The sequence below is a fragment of the Pseudomonas sp. NY15437 genome (assembly GCF_048068435.1).
GTDB lineage: Bacteria > Pseudomonadota > Gammaproteobacteria > Pseudomonadales > Pseudomonadaceae > Pseudomonas > Pseudomonas nitroreducens_B.
Window position 1 is genome coordinate 253,022 of the sequence record NZ_JBLUQC010000002.1, and the last position, 14,115, is coordinate 267,136.

General features: G+C 67.5%; 12 protein-coding genes. 7 read left to right on the plus strand and 5 right to left on the minus strand.

The features are described from left to right. Positions 1 to 215 precede the first annotated feature (215 nt). From ACNFIA_RS05300 to ACNFIA_RS05310, 3 genes are all read right to left on the minus strand, one after another. The gene (locus ACNFIA_RS05300; RefSeq protein ID WP_416783271.1) at positions 216 to 860 is read right to left on the minus strand and encodes a glutathione S-transferase family protein; all 645 of its coding nucleotides are present in this window, start codon (positions 858 to 860) and stop codon (positions 216 to 218) included. A gap of 57 nt (positions 861 to 917) precedes the next feature. Beyond that, positions 918 to 2,240 carry an APC family permease gene (locus ACNFIA_RS05305; protein ID WP_259753375.1) on the minus strand — a complete coding sequence of 441 codons (1,323 nt, stop codon included), beginning with the start codon at positions 2,238 to 2,240 and terminating at the stop codon, positions 918 to 920. A 160-nt stretch (positions 2,241 to 2,400) separates the two neighbouring features. After that, complete coding sequence (locus ACNFIA_RS05310; RefSeq protein ID WP_416783273.1) at positions 2,401 to 3,219, minus strand: carbon-nitrogen hydrolase family protein; 819 nt, start codon at positions 3,217 to 3,219, stop codon at positions 2,401 to 2,403. A 150-nt stretch (positions 3,220 to 3,369) separates the two neighbouring features. Here ACNFIA_RS05310 and ACNFIA_RS05315 point away from each other — a divergent pair, with 150 nt between their 5' ends. The 3 genes from ACNFIA_RS05315 to ACNFIA_RS05325 all read left to right on the plus strand — a co-directional run bounded on the left by ACNFIA_RS05315 (position 3,370) and on the right by ACNFIA_RS05325 (position 8,073). Continuing rightward, complete coding sequence (locus ACNFIA_RS05315) at positions 3,370 to 4,149, plus strand: response regulator transcription factor (RefSeq protein WP_416783275.1); 780 nt, start codon at positions 3,370 to 3,372, stop codon at positions 4,147 to 4,149. Between the two features lie 487 nt (positions 4,150 to 4,636). After that, on the plus strand, positions 4,637 to 6,016 hold the full coding sequence (locus tag ACNFIA_RS05320) for an L-serine ammonia-lyase (protein WP_416783276.1): 1,380 nt from the start codon (positions 4,637 to 4,639) through the stop codon (positions 6,014 to 6,016). A 446-nt stretch (positions 6,017 to 6,462) separates the two neighbouring features. Next, positions 6,463 to 8,073 carry an FMN-binding glutamate synthase family protein gene (locus ACNFIA_RS05325; protein ID WP_416783277.1) on the plus strand — a complete coding sequence of 537 codons (1,611 nt, stop codon included), beginning with the start codon at positions 6,463 to 6,465 and terminating at the stop codon, positions 8,071 to 8,073. 52 nt (positions 8,074 to 8,125) lie between these two features. On the opposite strand, the gene ACNFIA_RS05330 is transcribed toward ACNFIA_RS05325, so the two are convergent. Further along, positions 8,126 to 8,557, minus strand: a complete 432-nt coding sequence (locus tag ACNFIA_RS05330; RefSeq protein WP_416783279.1) for a hypothetical protein — start codon at positions 8,555 to 8,557, stop codon at positions 8,126 to 8,128. A 149-nt stretch (positions 8,558 to 8,706) separates the two neighbouring features. On the opposite strand from ACNFIA_RS05330, the gene ACNFIA_RS05335 reads away from it, so the two are divergent. Continuing rightward, entirely contained in the window at positions 8,707 to 9,543 is an 837-nt protein-coding gene (locus tag ACNFIA_RS05335; RefSeq protein ID WP_416783281.1) for an AraC family ligand binding domain-containing protein, read from the plus strand. 53 nt (positions 9,544 to 9,596) lie between these two features. Then, entirely contained in the window at positions 9,597 to 10,205 is a 609-nt protein-coding gene (locus ACNFIA_RS05340) for a LysE family translocator (RefSeq protein WP_416783283.1), read from the plus strand. A 4-nt stretch (positions 10,206 to 10,209) separates the two neighbouring features. Here the strand turns inward: ACNFIA_RS05340 and ACNFIA_RS05345 are convergent, their stop codons facing one another. Further along, positions 10,210 to 11,118 carry a LysR substrate-binding domain-containing protein gene (locus ACNFIA_RS05345; RefSeq protein WP_416783732.1) on the minus strand — a complete coding sequence of 303 codons (909 nt, stop codon included), beginning with the start codon at positions 11,116 to 11,118 and terminating at the stop codon, positions 10,210 to 10,212. 118 nt (positions 11,119 to 11,236) lie between these two features. On the opposite strand from ACNFIA_RS05345, the gene ACNFIA_RS05350 reads away from it, so the two are divergent. Next, a complete protein-coding gene (locus tag ACNFIA_RS05350; RefSeq protein ID WP_416783285.1) occupies positions 11,237 to 12,994 on the plus strand; it encodes an amidohydrolase in 1,758 nt (585 codons plus the stop codon). A 148-nt stretch (positions 12,995 to 13,142) separates the two neighbouring features. Then, the gene (locus tag ACNFIA_RS05355) at positions 13,143 to 13,886 is read left to right on the plus strand and encodes a TorF family putative porin (RefSeq protein WP_416783286.1); all 744 of its coding nucleotides are present in this window, start codon (positions 13,143 to 13,145) and stop codon (positions 13,884 to 13,886) included. Positions 13,887 to 14,115: the final 229 nt, after the last annotated feature.

Consider the following 14,115-nt stretch of genomic DNA (forward strand, 5'->3'; position numbering starts at 1 on the left):
CCTCCTTGCGGGAGGGCCTCGGGGACATAAATCAAGTAGCGGCTTGTAGTCGTTATGGTTGCCGGCGCCGTGCGATGGGGTGCGCGGCGCTGGCGGGATGATTGACCACCTCTCCCGGCCGGAAAATATGGCCACATCGAAAAAGGAATTTTCCTATGCGGCCTGTGACCAAGTCCTCAAATCGTTCCGGTCGATAAGCCTCCGCCAGCACGGTTTCACGGCGCCTTCTCCTCAGCCGCTTTCCCATGCTCCGCCGCCCAGTGCGCATCACGCTCCCAGACCCGCTGGAAAGCCGGGCGCGACGTCACCAGTTCCACGTAGCGCTCGAACACCGGCAGCTTGGGCACTACGCCGAAGCCGATGGTCCAGCGCAGGGCCGCGCCCCACAGCACGTCGGCGGCGGTCATGCGGCTGCCCAGCAGGTAGGGGCCGGTTTCCAGTTGCTCAGCGAGGGCGCGCATCACGCTGTCGTAATCGCCGTAGGGGCTCATGGCCTGCGGGGCGGCGTCGCGTTTCAGGGCGCGGTCGACGATGGCCGGCTCGAAGCTCGAACCATAGAACACCAGCCAGCGCAGGTAAGGGCCGCGCAGCGGGTCGTCGAGGGCTGGGGCGAGATTGGCTCGGGGGAACAGGTCGGCGAGGTAGATGAAGATGGCGCCCTGCTCGGTGACCAGCGACTCGCCGATGCGGATCGCCGGGACCTTGCCCAGCGGGTTGATGGCCAGGTAGGCCGGCATGCGTTGCTCGCCGGCCTTCATGTTGATCAGTTCGAGGTCGTACTCGGCGCCCAGTTCTTCGAGCAGCACCAGCGTGCCGCTGGAGCGTGTCTGGGGCGAATGGTAGAGGGTGAGGCGGGGCATGGCGGGATCTCCTCGGGCATCACGGCTCGGAGTCCCCAGCATAGCCCCGCGCGGGGCTCACGCCTCCTCGAAATGCATCTCCGGCGGTTGCTCGCGGAAGCCGCCGGTGATCACCGCAAGGTAGATCACGCCGAGCACCAGCCAGGTGGCGCCGAGCCAGATGGCCAGGTGGTCGAGGCTGACCATCAGCCACAGGTCGGCGAGCAGGCCGATCAGCGGGAACAGCAGGAACAGCACCCCCTCGCGCAGGCCGCGACGCTCCGCCTTCAGGTAGTAATGGAAGATCACCGAGAGGTTCACCAGGCTGAAGGCCAGGAAGGCGCCGAAGTTGATGAACGAGGTGGAGGTGGTGACGTCCATGTGCAGCGCCAGCAGCGCGACCACGCCGCACAGCACGATGCTGTTCACCGGGGTTTCGAAGCGCTTGCTGATGCGCCCGAAGAACGGGCGCGGCAGCACGCCGTCGCGGCCCATGGCGAACAGCAGGCGCGAGGCGCTGGCCTGGGCCGACAGGCCGGAGGTGAACTGGCCGACGATCAGGCCGATCAGGAAGAAGCTGACGAACAGGTCGCCACCGATGTTGCGGGCAATTTCGTAGGCGGCGGAGTCGGCGTTCTGGAATTCCACCGAGGGGTGCGCCAGCTGCACGAAATAGCTGGCGGCGATGAAGATGCCGCCACCGATGAGGGTGATCAGCAGGATGGCGCGGGGAATGGTCTTGCGTGGCTCGTGGGTTTCTTCCGTCAGGGTGCTGACCGCGTCGAAGCCCAGGAAGGAATAGCAGGCGATGGCCGCGCCGCCCATGATCAGCGGCAGCTGGGTGCCTTCCTTGAGGAAGGGCTCCAGCGTCCACAGCGGACGGCTGCCGTCCCCCATCACGTAGTGGATGGCCAGGCCGACGAAGGCGATCAGCACGAGGAACTGCACCAGCATCAGCACGCCATTGATGTTCTTCGCCAGGCGCAGGCCGACCACGTTGATGGCCGTGGTCACGCCGATGAACGCCAGCACCCACAGGGCCTGGGGCACAGCGGGGAACGCGGAGTGCAGGTAGGCCGCGCCGATCAGCCAGATGGCCATGGGCAGGAACAGGTAGTCCAGCAGCACCGCCCAGCCGGCGAGGAAGCCCAGTTTCGGGCTGATGGACTTGCGCACGTAGGTGTAGGCCGAGCCGGCCACCGGGAAGGCGGCAGCCATACGCCCGTAGCTGAGCGCGGTGAAGAGCATGGCCACGGAGGCGACGAGGTAGGCCGAGGGCACTACGCCGCGCGTGACGTCGGCGAGGATGCCGAAGGTGCCAAGGACGATGATCGGGGTCATGTAGGCGATGCCGAACAGCACCACCGACCCCAGCGACAGGGTTCGTTTGAGTCGAGCCATTACTGCTTACTCCGCGTTGTGTTTGTTATGGCAGTACAAGGTTGCTGGCCTGCGCTCACCCGCAGGCCTCGCGGGCGCTCGGGGCGCCCGTCGACGTTGGAATGACGCTGTGTCGGCGCAGCCCTGCGCCCCAGCCCGTTGCAGCGGGGCCGGAGGGAACTCAGGCGGGAATGATCAGCTCGCGCAGGCCACCTTCGTGCTCGCGCGTCTCGCCCGGCAGCACGAAGCGGCGCTCGGCCAGGTAGCTGTAGTCGCGGCGCGATTGCGCCAGGCGTTCGAGGTCCAGCTGGACGATCTGCCGGCATTCGTCGCGGCCGGCTTCGACGATCAGTTGGCCATAGGGGTCGACCACGGCGCTGCCACCGGCGAATACCAGGCCGTCGTCGCCGGCGCCGACGCGGTTGACCATCACCGCGTAGGCCTGGTTTTCCATGGCGCGGCCCATGATCGCAGTGCGGTGGGTCGGGCCGTAGGGGTCCATGTTGCCGTTGGTGACGATGATCAGCTCGGCGCCGAGCTGGCCCAGGGCGCGGGCGGATTCGGGGAACTCGATGTCGAAGCAGATCACGATGCCGACGCGGATGCCGTTCCACAGGCAGGTGGCGTAGCGGTCACCGGGGGTGAAGATGCCGCGGTCCGACGCCCACAGGTGCGTCTTGCGGTACTTCAGGGCGATGCCCTCGGGGGTGATCAGCAGGGTGGTGTTGTAGAAGCGGCCGTCGGCGGCTTCGGCGAAGCCCACGGCGACAGCGATGTTCTTCTCCCGCGCGGCCTGCTGCACGGCCTGCACGCTGGGGCCGTCCACCGGCTCGGCAATGGCGGCGATGTTCTGCGCGGTGGGGAAGCCGGTCAGTTGGGTCTCGGGAAACACCACCAGCTGGGTGTCGTCGGCGCAGGCGTGGATGGCCTCCAGGGTGCGGGCCAGGTTCCAGGCCACGTCGCCATCACGGCCGGCGAGTTGGACGAGTTCTACTTTCATGGGGCTTCCTCGGATTCTTGTATTCCAGTGACCGCGCCGTGCAAAAGGGTCAGAATGCGCACCGCGCCGGCTCAAGGCATCCATCGAGTATGCCGGGCGTGCCATCACCGGGTAATTACGCCCGCGTGGTAACCCATCGGGGGTAGTGTCATGAGCCTTTCCCTTCAGGATATCGCCTGGCACCGGAGTGTTGGGCAACTGATCGAGGCGCTGGACAAGCCGAGCTTCTGGACCTTGCTGGTGCGCCTGCTGGGCCAGTATGTGCCGTTCGACAGCTGGGTCGTGCTGCTCTTCAGCGACGGCCGACCGCAGGTATTCGCCGAATGCCCGGGCGAGGACGGCGGCCCCGACCCGCTGTTCCAGGACTACCTCAAGGGCCTCTACCTGCTCGACCCCTTCTACATCGCCAGCCGCGAAGCGCCCGGCAGCGGGCTGCTGCGCCTGGACGACGTGGCGCCGGAGATGTTCGAGCAGACCGACTACTATCAGCGCTACTTCCGCCTCAACGTGGTCGCCGACGAGGTGCAGATCAACGTGCAGCTCGATGGCGAGCGCACCCTCTGCTGCTCGCTGGGCAGCAAGGGCCGCTTCACCCCGGAGCAGATCGCCCTGCTCGCCCTGGTGCAACCCTGGGTCGCCGGGTTGATGCGGCAACGCATGGCCTTCGAACGCGACGTGCAGGAAGCGCCCCCGCCGCCGCGCTGGCAGAACCGCCTGGAGGCCACCGCCCAGCAGGTGGAAACGCCGCTGACCGCGCGCGAGCTGGAAGTGGGCCGGCTGATGCTCAGCGGCTGCTCGGGCAAGGAGATCGCCCGCAAGCTGGCGATCTCCGCCGAGACGGTGAAGGTCCATCGCAAGCACATGTACGCCAAGCTCGGGATCAAGTCGCAGTCGGAGCTGTTCTCGCTGTTTTTGCAGGCGCAGGGCTGACGCCGCCGGCCACGGTGTCCGCGCCGAGCCATCGCGGATGAATCCGCTCCTACAGGAGCGCGATCAGTCTCGCAGGAGCAGCTGTCTTTCTCTGAAAGTCCGTGCCGAGAATTTCCCTCTCCCTAACCCTCTCCCTGAAGGGAGAGGGGACCGGGTCGGTGCAGGAGGAATCCATGGCGTAAGCCGGCACGGACAGCTCCCTTTCCCTTAGGAGCGGGGCGCGTAGCCAGGGCGGGGGAGAGGGCACGCCCCGGCGCGATTTTTCAGGTAGGAGCGGACTCCGTCCGCGATCGCCCCCCCCTTCACGCAGGCCTCCCCTGTAGGAGCGAGCTTGCTCGCGAACAGAATTCCCCGCCCGCTTCGCCCTGAATCGGTTCGCGGGCAAGTACCAGGCGTGCCCTTGCTCCCGGGAAAACGCCCCGCCGCCGAGCGGCCGATGAGCATTCGTGGCCTGGCGGGTCCATGCTTGGGGCAGGAGGAATTTCCCATGAGTCTCAGCGTCTTCGACATGTTCAAGCCCGGTGTCGGGCCGTCCAGCTCCCACACGGTGGGGCCGATGCGCGCCACCCGCGAGTTCGTCGACGGTCTGCGCGACGCCGACCTGCTGCCACGCACCACTGCCGTGGAGGTGCATCTCTACGGCTCCCTCAGCGCCACCGGCAAGGGCCACGCCACCGACCGCGCCTGCCTGATCGGCCTGCTCGGCATCGACCCGGCCGAAGCCGACCCGGCCGCCCTCGCCCCGCAGGTGGACGACATCTTCCTGCGCCATCGCCTGCGCCTGGGCGGCGTGCAGGACATCGATTTCGACCCGGCGCGCCAGTTGATCTTCCACGACGACAGCCTGCCCGCCCATCCCAACGGCCTGCACCTGCGCGCGCTGGACGATCACGGCGCACTGCTGGCCGAGCGCGTCTGCTATTCGGTCGGTGGCGGCTTCGTGGTGGACGCGGCGGACTTCAATACCGACCGCGCCTTGCAGGGCAACCCCATGCCCTACCCCTTCCACAGCGCCGAGGAACTGCTGCGCCTGTGCCACGCCCACGGTTTCCGGCGCATCAGCGACCTGATGTGGGCCAACGAACGCGCGCTGCGCAGCGACGAGGAGATTCACGCCGGCCTGGCGCATATCTGGGATGAAATGCAGGCCTGCGTGAAGCGCGGGCTGGAAACCGAGGGCACGCTGCCCGGCGGCCTCAAGGTGCGGCGCCGCGCGCCCATGCTCTACCGCCGGCTGAACGAAGCCGACAGCGGCAACCTGATCGCCACCACCCTGGGCGCCCTGGACTGGGTGGACCTCTGGGCCTTGGCGGTGAACGAGGAGAACGCCGCCGGCGGCCGCGTGGTGACCGCGCCCACCAACGGCGCAGCAGGCATCGTCCCGGCGGTGCTGCACTACTACGCGCGCTATGACGGCAACGCCTCCATCGACGGCATCGAACGCTATCTGCTGACCGCCGCCGCCATCGGCATCCTGTGCAAGCTCAACGCCTCCATCTCCGGCGCCGAAGTCGGGTGCCAGGGCGAAGTGGGCTCGGCCTGCGCCATGGCCGCCGGCGGGCTGGCGGAAGTCCTCGGCGGCAGCCTGGAACAGGTGGAGAACGCCGCGGAGATCGGCCTGGAGCACAACCTCGGCCTGACCTGCGACCCGGTGGCCGGGCTGGTCCAGGTGCCGTGCATCGAGCGCAACGCCATGGCCTCGCTCAAGGCGATCAACGCCGCCCAACTCGCCCTGCGCGGCGACGGCCAGCACCTGGTCAGCCTCGACAAGGCCATCGACACCCTGCGCGACACCGGGCGCGACATGATGGACAAGTACAAGGAGACGGCCAAGGGCGGGCTGGCGGTGAATGTGATTGCCTGCTAGCCCGGTTGAACGCGGGTTCGCGAGCAAGGACCAGGCTTCCCCCACGGCCCTGTGACGTGAACGCCAAGGCCAAACCGCGCGCCATGCGCGCGATCGCGGGCATGGCCCGCTCCTACAATTTGCTCCCCCCTGGACGGCGGATAACCCGTTCCGGGTTATTCACCCCACGCCCCTGTAGGAGCGAGCTTGCTCGCGAACAGCCCAGCGACGAAGGCAGCCTTTCTTGCACCGTCCGAAACAGCCTTTCTCAGCCCCCGCGAAAATCGTTAGCTAGCTTTCTTTTTTTGCCACTTCGGGCTACCGTCGATGCCCGCCAGAACCAGAAGATCTTCCGAATACCCGCTCCATTGACCCTTGCCCAGGCACGTTTGCGCGATGCCTGCCATGCTCTGTGGCGGCCCTTTCGGCCAACCTTACCGTGACCAAGCCCAACGACTGGAGATTCCATGAACCTGTCGCTGCTCAGCCGCTATGCCTTCTTCGCCGCATGCGTCCTGTTCACCGTGCTCAGCCTGCCCTTCCTGGGGTACGACTGGGTGTGGCCCTTCACCCTCACCACCCTCGCCCTGAGCCTGCTCGGGGTCTTCGACCTGTTGCAGGAACGCCACGCGGTGCGCCGCAACTACCCGGTCCTGGGCAACATCCGCTACCTGGTGGAGGCCATCCGCCCGGAAATCCGCCAGTACCTGCTCGAAGGCGACCAGGAAGCCCTGCCCTTCTCCCGCGCCCAGCGTGCGCTGGTGTACTCGCGGGCGAAGAACGAGACCGCCGACAAGCCGTTCGGCACCCTGATCGACGTCTACCAATCGGGCTTCGAATTCATCGCCCACTCCATCCGCCCGGCGCCGGTGGCCGACCCGTGCACCTTCCGCGTCACCGTCGGCGGCCCGGAGTGCCGGCAGCCCTACTCCATCTCGGTGTTCAACATCTCGGCGATGAGCTTCGGCTCGCTCAGCGCCAACGCCATCCGCGCGCTGAACAAGGGCGCCAAGCTCGGCGGCTTCATCCATGACACCGGCGAGGGCAGCATCAGCCCCTACCACCGCGAATACGGCGGCGACCTGACCTGGGAACTGGGCAGCGGCTACTTCGGCTGCCGCAACGACGACGGCACCTTCAGCCCCGAGCGCTTCGCCAAGCAGGCGGTCGACCCGCAGGTGAAGATGATCGAGATCAAGCTCAGCCAGGGCGCCAAACCCGGCCACGGCGGCATCCTGCCCAAGCACAAGGTCACCGAGGAAATCGCCGCCACCCGCGGCGTGCCCATGGGCAAGGATTGCATCTCGCCGTCCTCGCACAGCGCCTTCAGCACGCCCAAGGGGCTGCTCGATTTCATCGTCCAGTTGCGCGAACTCTCCGGCGGCAAGCCGGTGGGCTTCAAGCTGTGCATCGGCCACCCGTGGGAATTCATGGGCATCGCCAAGGCCATGCACGAGACCGGCATCCTCCCCGACTTCATCGTCGTCGACGGCAAGGAAGGCGGCACCGGCGCCGCGCCCTTGGAATTCACCGACCACATGGGCCTGCCGATGCGCGAGGGCCTGCTCTTCGTGCACAACACCCTGGTCGGCCTGGGCCTGCGCGACAAGATCCGCATCGGCGCCAGCGGCAAGATCGTCAGCGCCTTCGACATCGCCAGCGTGCTCGCCATGGGCGCCGACTGGGCCAACTCGGCGCGCGGCTTCATGTTCGCCATCGGCTGCATCCAGTCGCAGTCCTGCCACACCAACAAGTGCCCCACCGGCGTCGCCACCCAGGACCCGCTGCGCCAGCGCGCCCTGGTCGTGCCGGACAAGGCCGAGCGCGTGTATCACTTCCACCGCAACACGCTCAAGGGCCTGGCCGAGATGATCGCCGCCGCCGGCATCCAGCACCCGTCGCAGCTGGAAGCCAAGCACCTGGTGCGCCGCGTCTCGGCCACCGAGATCCGCCTGTTCTCCCACCTGCACTACTTCCTCAAGCCCGGCGAACTGCTCTCGGGCAACATCGAAGGCGAGTTCTACGAGCGCATCTGGCGCATGGCGCGCAGCGACAGCTTCGAAGCCGCCGCCGGCTGATTCGGTGCCCCACGGAGCGCCCGCCCGGGGCGCTCCCTTTCCTCCGCGGTGGTTATCCCAAGCGGCTCCACACCTGCGCCAACCCCAGCAGATGCACCAGCGCAAAGCCCAGGCAGATCGCCGAGCTGACGTAGATGAAACGCTGGCTGCGCCCCGTGCCCTTGAGCATCGATGGCCCGGCCACGCCGCGCAGCAGGTAGACCAGAGATATCGCCACCAGCGCCGGGCGCAGCAGCGGCAGCGGCTCCAGCACGCCGGCCGCGGACAGCGCATAGGCCGCCCAGGCGAACAGCACGAAGGCAATGGCGAAGGTGATGAGCGCCGGATAGGCCTTCCCCGCTTCCGCGGCACGGGCGAGCTTTTCGCCGGCGCCGAACAGCCGGTACCAGCGCGGCCCGACCAGCACCACGCCAACGTGCAACGCCCCGGCAATGGCGCTGAGCGCCGCGGCGACGATCAATGCCAGATTGTATTCCTGCCCCATGGATGACTCCCTCCTGGAGTTCATGTCCTTCCCGTGGGGCATCCTACCGTCGGCGGGCAGGATTCACGACCGCCGGCTGCACGAATCTTCCAGACAGCCGCCTTACGCGCGCTATGCTGGCCGACCGGGCAAGCGTGCGGAGGCAGCCCATGCACAAAGACAACTGGATCGACCTGCTGCAGGATGCCGACACCGGCATCCAGAGCCTGCGTGCGCATTTCAAGGGCCACGCCTACGATCCGCACTGGCACGACACCTACCTGATCGGCTACACCGAGTCCGGTGTGCAGCAGTTCCGCAGCCGCAACCAGCGCCACATCAGCACCCCCGGCAAGGTGTTCTTCCTCGAGCCTGGCGACATCCACGACGGCGACGCCCCCACCGAGGGCGGCTTCACCTACCGCACCCTGTACCTCGACGCGCCGTGGCTGGAGCGCGAGATCGCCACCCTGTTCGAAGAGGCGCCCGGCAACTGCCAACTGGCGGTGCCCGAACTGCTGATCGACGACCCGCAACTGGCGAGGTGCATCGACCACGCCTTCCAGGCCGTCCACGGGCATGAGCTGAAGATCGTCCGGCAAAGCGCCATCGACGACCTGCTCGACGGCATGACCCGCCACCTGCACTGGCGCCGGCGCGGCAGCACCCAGGCCCACCTGCCGCTGGTGGCGCAGCGCGCGCGGGACTACCTGCACGCCAACCTCACCGCCGACATCGGCCTGGACGACGTGGCCCGCGCCAGCGGCTGCGATCGCTTCCGCCTGACCCGCGCGTTCAAGCAGGCGTTCGGCCTGCCGCCCCACGCCTACCTGATCCAGCTGCGCCTGGCCCGCGCGCGGCAATTGCTCGGACGCGGCCTGGCGCCAGCCGACATCGCCGCCGACCTCGGCTTCGCCGACCAGAGCCACCTCGGCCGCTGGTTTCGCCGTGCCTATGGCATCACGCCCGCCTACTACCGCAAGCGCTGCTCAAAGCTTCCAGACTGAACCCGCCACGCTGGCGACGATGGACTCCCCACGGATTCAGCGGAGTTCCCCTCATGCACCTCTCGCAGCTCGGCCAATGGCTGCCCTTCGTCCTCTTCGCCTTCGTCGCCTCGATCACACCGGGGCCGACCAACCTGCTGATCTTCAGCAACAGCGCGCGCTTCGGCTGGGGCGCGGCCCTGCCGATCATGTTCGGCGGCTGCGCGGCCGCCGCCGCGCTGGTGCTGGCGGTGGGCAGCGGACTGGGCGAAGTGCTCGCCAGCCTGCCGCACGTGCAGCAGGCAATGAGCGCGGTCGGCGTGCTGTGGCTCAGCTGGCTGGCCTGGCAGATCTTCCGCAGCCCGCCGGCGGACCTGCAGCGTGATACCGACGCCACCCGCCTGGGCGCGCTGGGCGCCGCCGCGCTGCAACTGGTCAACCCCAAGACCTGGATGATGGCGCTGGCGGTGATCAGCGTGTACGCCGGCCATGGCGTCGATCGGCTGGACCGCGTGCAACTGCTGTCGCTGCTGTTCTTTCTCGTGTCGATTCCCTGCACCGCCGTCTGGGCCGGGCTGGGCATCGGCAGCCAGCGCCTGCTGTCGCCCACGCAGATGCGACGGCTCAACCAGTTGATGGCGGCCCTGCTGCTGGTGTCGGCCTGGGCCGGGGCGCTGCTCTAGGCCGTCAGAGGATGCCGTCGCGCCGCAAAGAGTCGCGCAGGTGCTCGATGAACGCGTGGATCTTGCGCGTCGCCCGGCGGTTGCTCGGGTATACCGCGAGTATCTGCGCGCCGAAGGTGTCCGGCTCGAAGAAGAACTCATCCAGCACCGTCACCAGCCGCCCGCTGCGCAGGTGTTCCAGCACGCTCCAGTGCGGGCACGGCAGCAGGCCATGCCCGGCCAGGCAGGCGGTGAGCAGTACCGCCTGGTTGTCGCTGTTCAGGCGGCCGTTGCGCGGGGTCGAGAAGCGCTCGCCCTCCACGTCGAACCACCAGCGGTCGTCCAGCGCCGGATGCCGGTAGACCAGGCAATCATGGTCGATGATCTCGCTGGGGTGCCGCGGGGTGCCGCGCCGCGCCAGGTAGGCCGGGCTCGCGCACATGATCAGGCGGCTCTCGGCCAGCGGCTGGGCGATCAGCCCCGGCAGGTCGCTGTTGCCCATGCGCAGGGCCAGGTCGTAGCGGCCATCGAGCAGGTCGACGTAGCTGTCGGAAAGGTCCACCTGCAGGCGCACGTCCGGGTGCAGGTCGAGGAAGTCGGCACAGGCCTGGTCGAGGAACACCGGGCCGACGATCAGCGGCCCGGTGATACGCAGCACGCCCCGCAGGCTGTGCTGCAGCTGGGCGATTTCCTCGGTGGTCTCGCGCATCCGCGCCAGCACCTCGCGGGCGCCGTCGAGATAGAGCTGGCCGGCTTCGGTGAGCGACATGCTGCGCGTGGTGCGCTCGAACAGCCGCGCGCCGACTTCGTTCTCCAGCTGGCCGACCGCCTTGGTCACCGCCGAGGGGGTCTTGCCCAGCTGTTCGGCGGCACGGCTGAAACTGCCGGTTTCGGCACTGGCGACGAACATGGCCAGGCTGCTGAATCTATCCAACGTCATTCGTGCCAATCCTTCACAAGTGTTATGCCTGCCGGCGACTTCCGCGATACCCGCCCCGCCATTAGCCTGCGCTGCAGACCAACAATAATCCACCGAAAAGCAGAGGGAAGTCATGCACGGCATGCTCAAAGGCGCGTTGGCGCTCGCCATCGCACTGGGTACTTTTGAAGCACAGGCACAGAACGCCGACCTGATCCTGTACAACGCCAAGGTCTTCACCGCCGAACCCGGCCAACCGCTGCAGCAGGCCGTCGCCGTCGCCGGCGGCAAGGTGCTGCAGGTGGGTTCCAACGAGGACATCCGCAAGCTCGCCGGCACCGCCAGCAAGCAGGTCGACCTGGGCGGCAAGGTGCTGATGCCCGGCTTCATCGACAGCCACTCGCACTCCATCTTCGGCGGCCTGGAGCTGATCGCCGCCAGCCTGGAAGACGAAGAGATGGACCTCGACGCCTTCGTCGCCCGCCTCAAGCAGGACCGCGACAGCGGCAAGGCGAAGAAGGGCGACATCGTGGTGATGAACGGCATGAACTCCAGCTACTGGTCCAAGGCCGACGGCCTGGCCGAGCGCCTGAACCACGGCGAGTGGGAGAAGGTGCCGGTGATCCTGATCGGCAGCGACCACCACACCGCCTGGGCCAACGCCGCCATGCTGGCGCGCGCCAAGCTGGACGCCAAGCGCGTGCTGGGGCTCAGCGCCCTGGAACAGGGCAACGTCGCCCACGACAAGGCCTTCAACCCCACCGGCTTCCTGGTGGACTCGGGCTTCGACCTGGTCGCCGCGACCATGCCCGCCGCCAGCACCGAGACCATGGACCGCGCTGGCCGCGCCGCGGTGAAGTACAACAACAGCCTGGGCATCACCGCCTGGATGGACCCGGCCGCCAACGGCGCACCGGGCGAGGCCGTGTTCAACATCAAGCCCACCGAGAAGACCGTCGGCGTGCTGCCGGTGTACCGCGACCTGGCCCGCGACGGGGAGCTCACCGCCCACGTCGCCGCGCTGCAGGTGGTCAACCCCAGGAGCACCCCGGCCGATCTCGAGGTCATCGAGAAGGTTCGCCAGCAGTTCCAGGGCATCCCCAACCTCACGCTGCCGGGCATCAAGGTGTTCGCCGATGGCGTGATCGAATTCCCGGCGCAGTCCGCGGCGCTGCTGGAGAACTACAAGAACAGCCACAAGCCGGGCGAGCTGCTGATCGATCCGAAGCACTTCGGCGAACTGGTCAGCGCCGCCGACGCCCGCGGCTGGCTGGTGCACGTGCACGCCATCGGCGACCGCGCGGTGCGCGAGTCGCTCAACGGCGTGGCCCAGGCGCGCAAGGACCGGCAGAGCGGCGTGACCCACTCGATCACCCACCTGCAGCTGGTCAATCCCAAGGACTTCCCGCGCTTCAAGCAGCTGAACGTGATCGCCTCGATGCAGCTCGACTGGGCCACCGCCGAGCCCTACACCGTGGAGATGGTGAAGCCCTACATCGCCGACGACGCCTACCGCTACATGTACCCGGCCAAGTCGCTGCTGGACAACGGCGCCACCATCGCCGGCGCCAGCGACTGGCCGGTGTCCACGCCCGACCCGCTCAAGGCCATCTACCAGGCGGTTACCCGCCAGGGCGCGGAAGGCGTGCTCAACGCCGCCGAGCGCGTGGACCGCCAGACCATGTTCTACGCCTACACCCGCAACGCCGCGCAGACCATCGGCCTGGCCGACAAGATCGGCACCCTGGCGCCGGGCAAGCAGGCCGACATGGTCGTGCTCGACCGCGACGTGTTCAGCGTGCCGGACCAGCAACTGGACGAAGCCCGCGTGCTCCACACCCTGTTCGAAGGCCGCGAAGTCTACCGCGCCGACGACCAACCGGCTCTCTGAGCCGGGCTCCTGCGCCGGGGCATGAACACCCCCGGCGCCTTGCCCGCCAGCCCAGCCCTTTCGTGACGCTCCTCGGCCATGCCGAAGGGCCGGCGCTGCGCGGGATTTTTCCGCTGCCCACAGACAATCACAACAAAGGGAACCCCGTATGAATCGCCCGCAATGGCTTGTCGGCGCGCTGCTCGCGTGCGCTCCGCTCACCTCCGCCCTGGCCGTCGAACTGGGCCAGGGCTTCGCCCTGCAGATCGACACCGCCCTGGTCAGCGACTACCGCACCCGCGGCATCTCGCAGACGCAGAACGACCCGGCCGCCCAGCTCGGCCTCACGCTGCAGCATGCCTCCGGCGCGTACCTGGGCGTCTGGAGTTCCAATGTCGATTTCGGCGGGGGTTTGAAGACGCGCCAGGAAGTGGATTACTACGGCGGCTGGTACTGGCAGGCCAACGACGACGTCGCCCTGGATCTGGGCTACATCAAGTACGCCTACCCCAGGGAAAGTCAGTTCAACCAGAGCGACACCTACGCCATCCTCCATGCCTACGGCTTCGAGGTGGCGGCCTACTACGGCAACGACTACCCCACCTACTTCGGCGAAAACCAGGCCAACCTCTACACCTACCTGGCCTACAACGCCGAGCTGCCGGCGGAGTTCAAGCTGCGCGTACGCTACGGCCGCAACGACGCCAAGGATCCGCTCTACCTCTCCGGAGACGGCAGCACCCGCGATACCTACCACGAGTGGGAAGCCAAGCTTAGCCACGAGCTGCTGGGCTTCACCTGGGCGGTGAGCTACCTCGACACCGACCTCTCGCAGAACGAATGCCGCACGCAGTTCGGCTTCGGCGACGTGTGCACGGCCACGGTGGTTGCCAGTGTGAGCCGGAGTTTCTAGTCCAGCCGCTCGTGCGCCGCGATGGGGCGTGTCATCGTGGTAGCGCGTCCTGCTCCGAAGGGAGAGGGGCTGTCCGTGGCGGCTGACGCCTTGGTTTCAACCTGCTCCATACGGTCCCCTCTCCCTTCAGGGAGAGGGTTAGGGAGAGGGAACCCCAGGCACGAACGTGACTGTTGCTCCTGCGAGCATCACGCGGGTTCGCGAGCAAGCTCGCTCCTACAGGCTCGGC

Bases quoted from the DNA above. Each gene is read 5' to 3' on its own strand.
- ACNFIA_RS05300 (WP_416783271.1), bottom strand. From the start codon at position 860: ATGCCCCGCCTCACCCTCTACCATTCGCCCCAGACACGCTCCAGCGGC.
- ACNFIA_RS05305 (WP_259753375.1), bottom strand. From the start codon at position 2,240: ATGGCTCGACTCAAACGAACCCTGTCGCTGGGGTCGGTGGTGCTGTTC.
- ACNFIA_RS05310 (WP_416783273.1), bottom strand. From the start codon at position 3,219: ATGAAAGTAGAACTCGTCCAACTCGCCGGCCGTGATGGCGACGTGGCC.
- ACNFIA_RS05315 (WP_416783275.1), top strand. From the start codon at position 3,370: ATGAGCCTTTCCCTTCAGGATATCGCCTGGCACCGGAGTGTTGGGCAA.
- ACNFIA_RS05320 (WP_416783276.1), top strand. From the start codon at position 4,637: ATGAGTCTCAGCGTCTTCGACATGTTCAAGCCCGGTGTCGGGCCGTCC.
- ACNFIA_RS05325 (WP_416783277.1), top strand. From the start codon at position 6,463: ATGAACCTGTCGCTGCTCAGCCGCTATGCCTTCTTCGCCGCATGCGTC.
- ACNFIA_RS05330 (WP_416783279.1), bottom strand. From the start codon at position 8,557: ATGGGGCAGGAATACAATCTGGCATTGATCGTCGCCGCGGCGCTCAGC.
- ACNFIA_RS05335 (WP_416783281.1), top strand. From the start codon at position 8,707: ATGCACAAAGACAACTGGATCGACCTGCTGCAGGATGCCGACACCGGC.
- ACNFIA_RS05340 (WP_416783283.1), top strand. From the start codon at position 9,597: ATGCACCTCTCGCAGCTCGGCCAATGGCTGCCCTTCGTCCTCTTCGCC.
- ACNFIA_RS05350 (WP_416783285.1), top strand. From the start codon at position 11,237: ATGCACGGCATGCTCAAAGGCGCGTTGGCGCTCGCCATCGCACTGGGT.
- ACNFIA_RS05355 (WP_416783286.1), top strand. From the start codon at position 13,143: ATGAATCGCCCGCAATGGCTTGTCGGCGCGCTGCTCGCGTGCGCTCCG.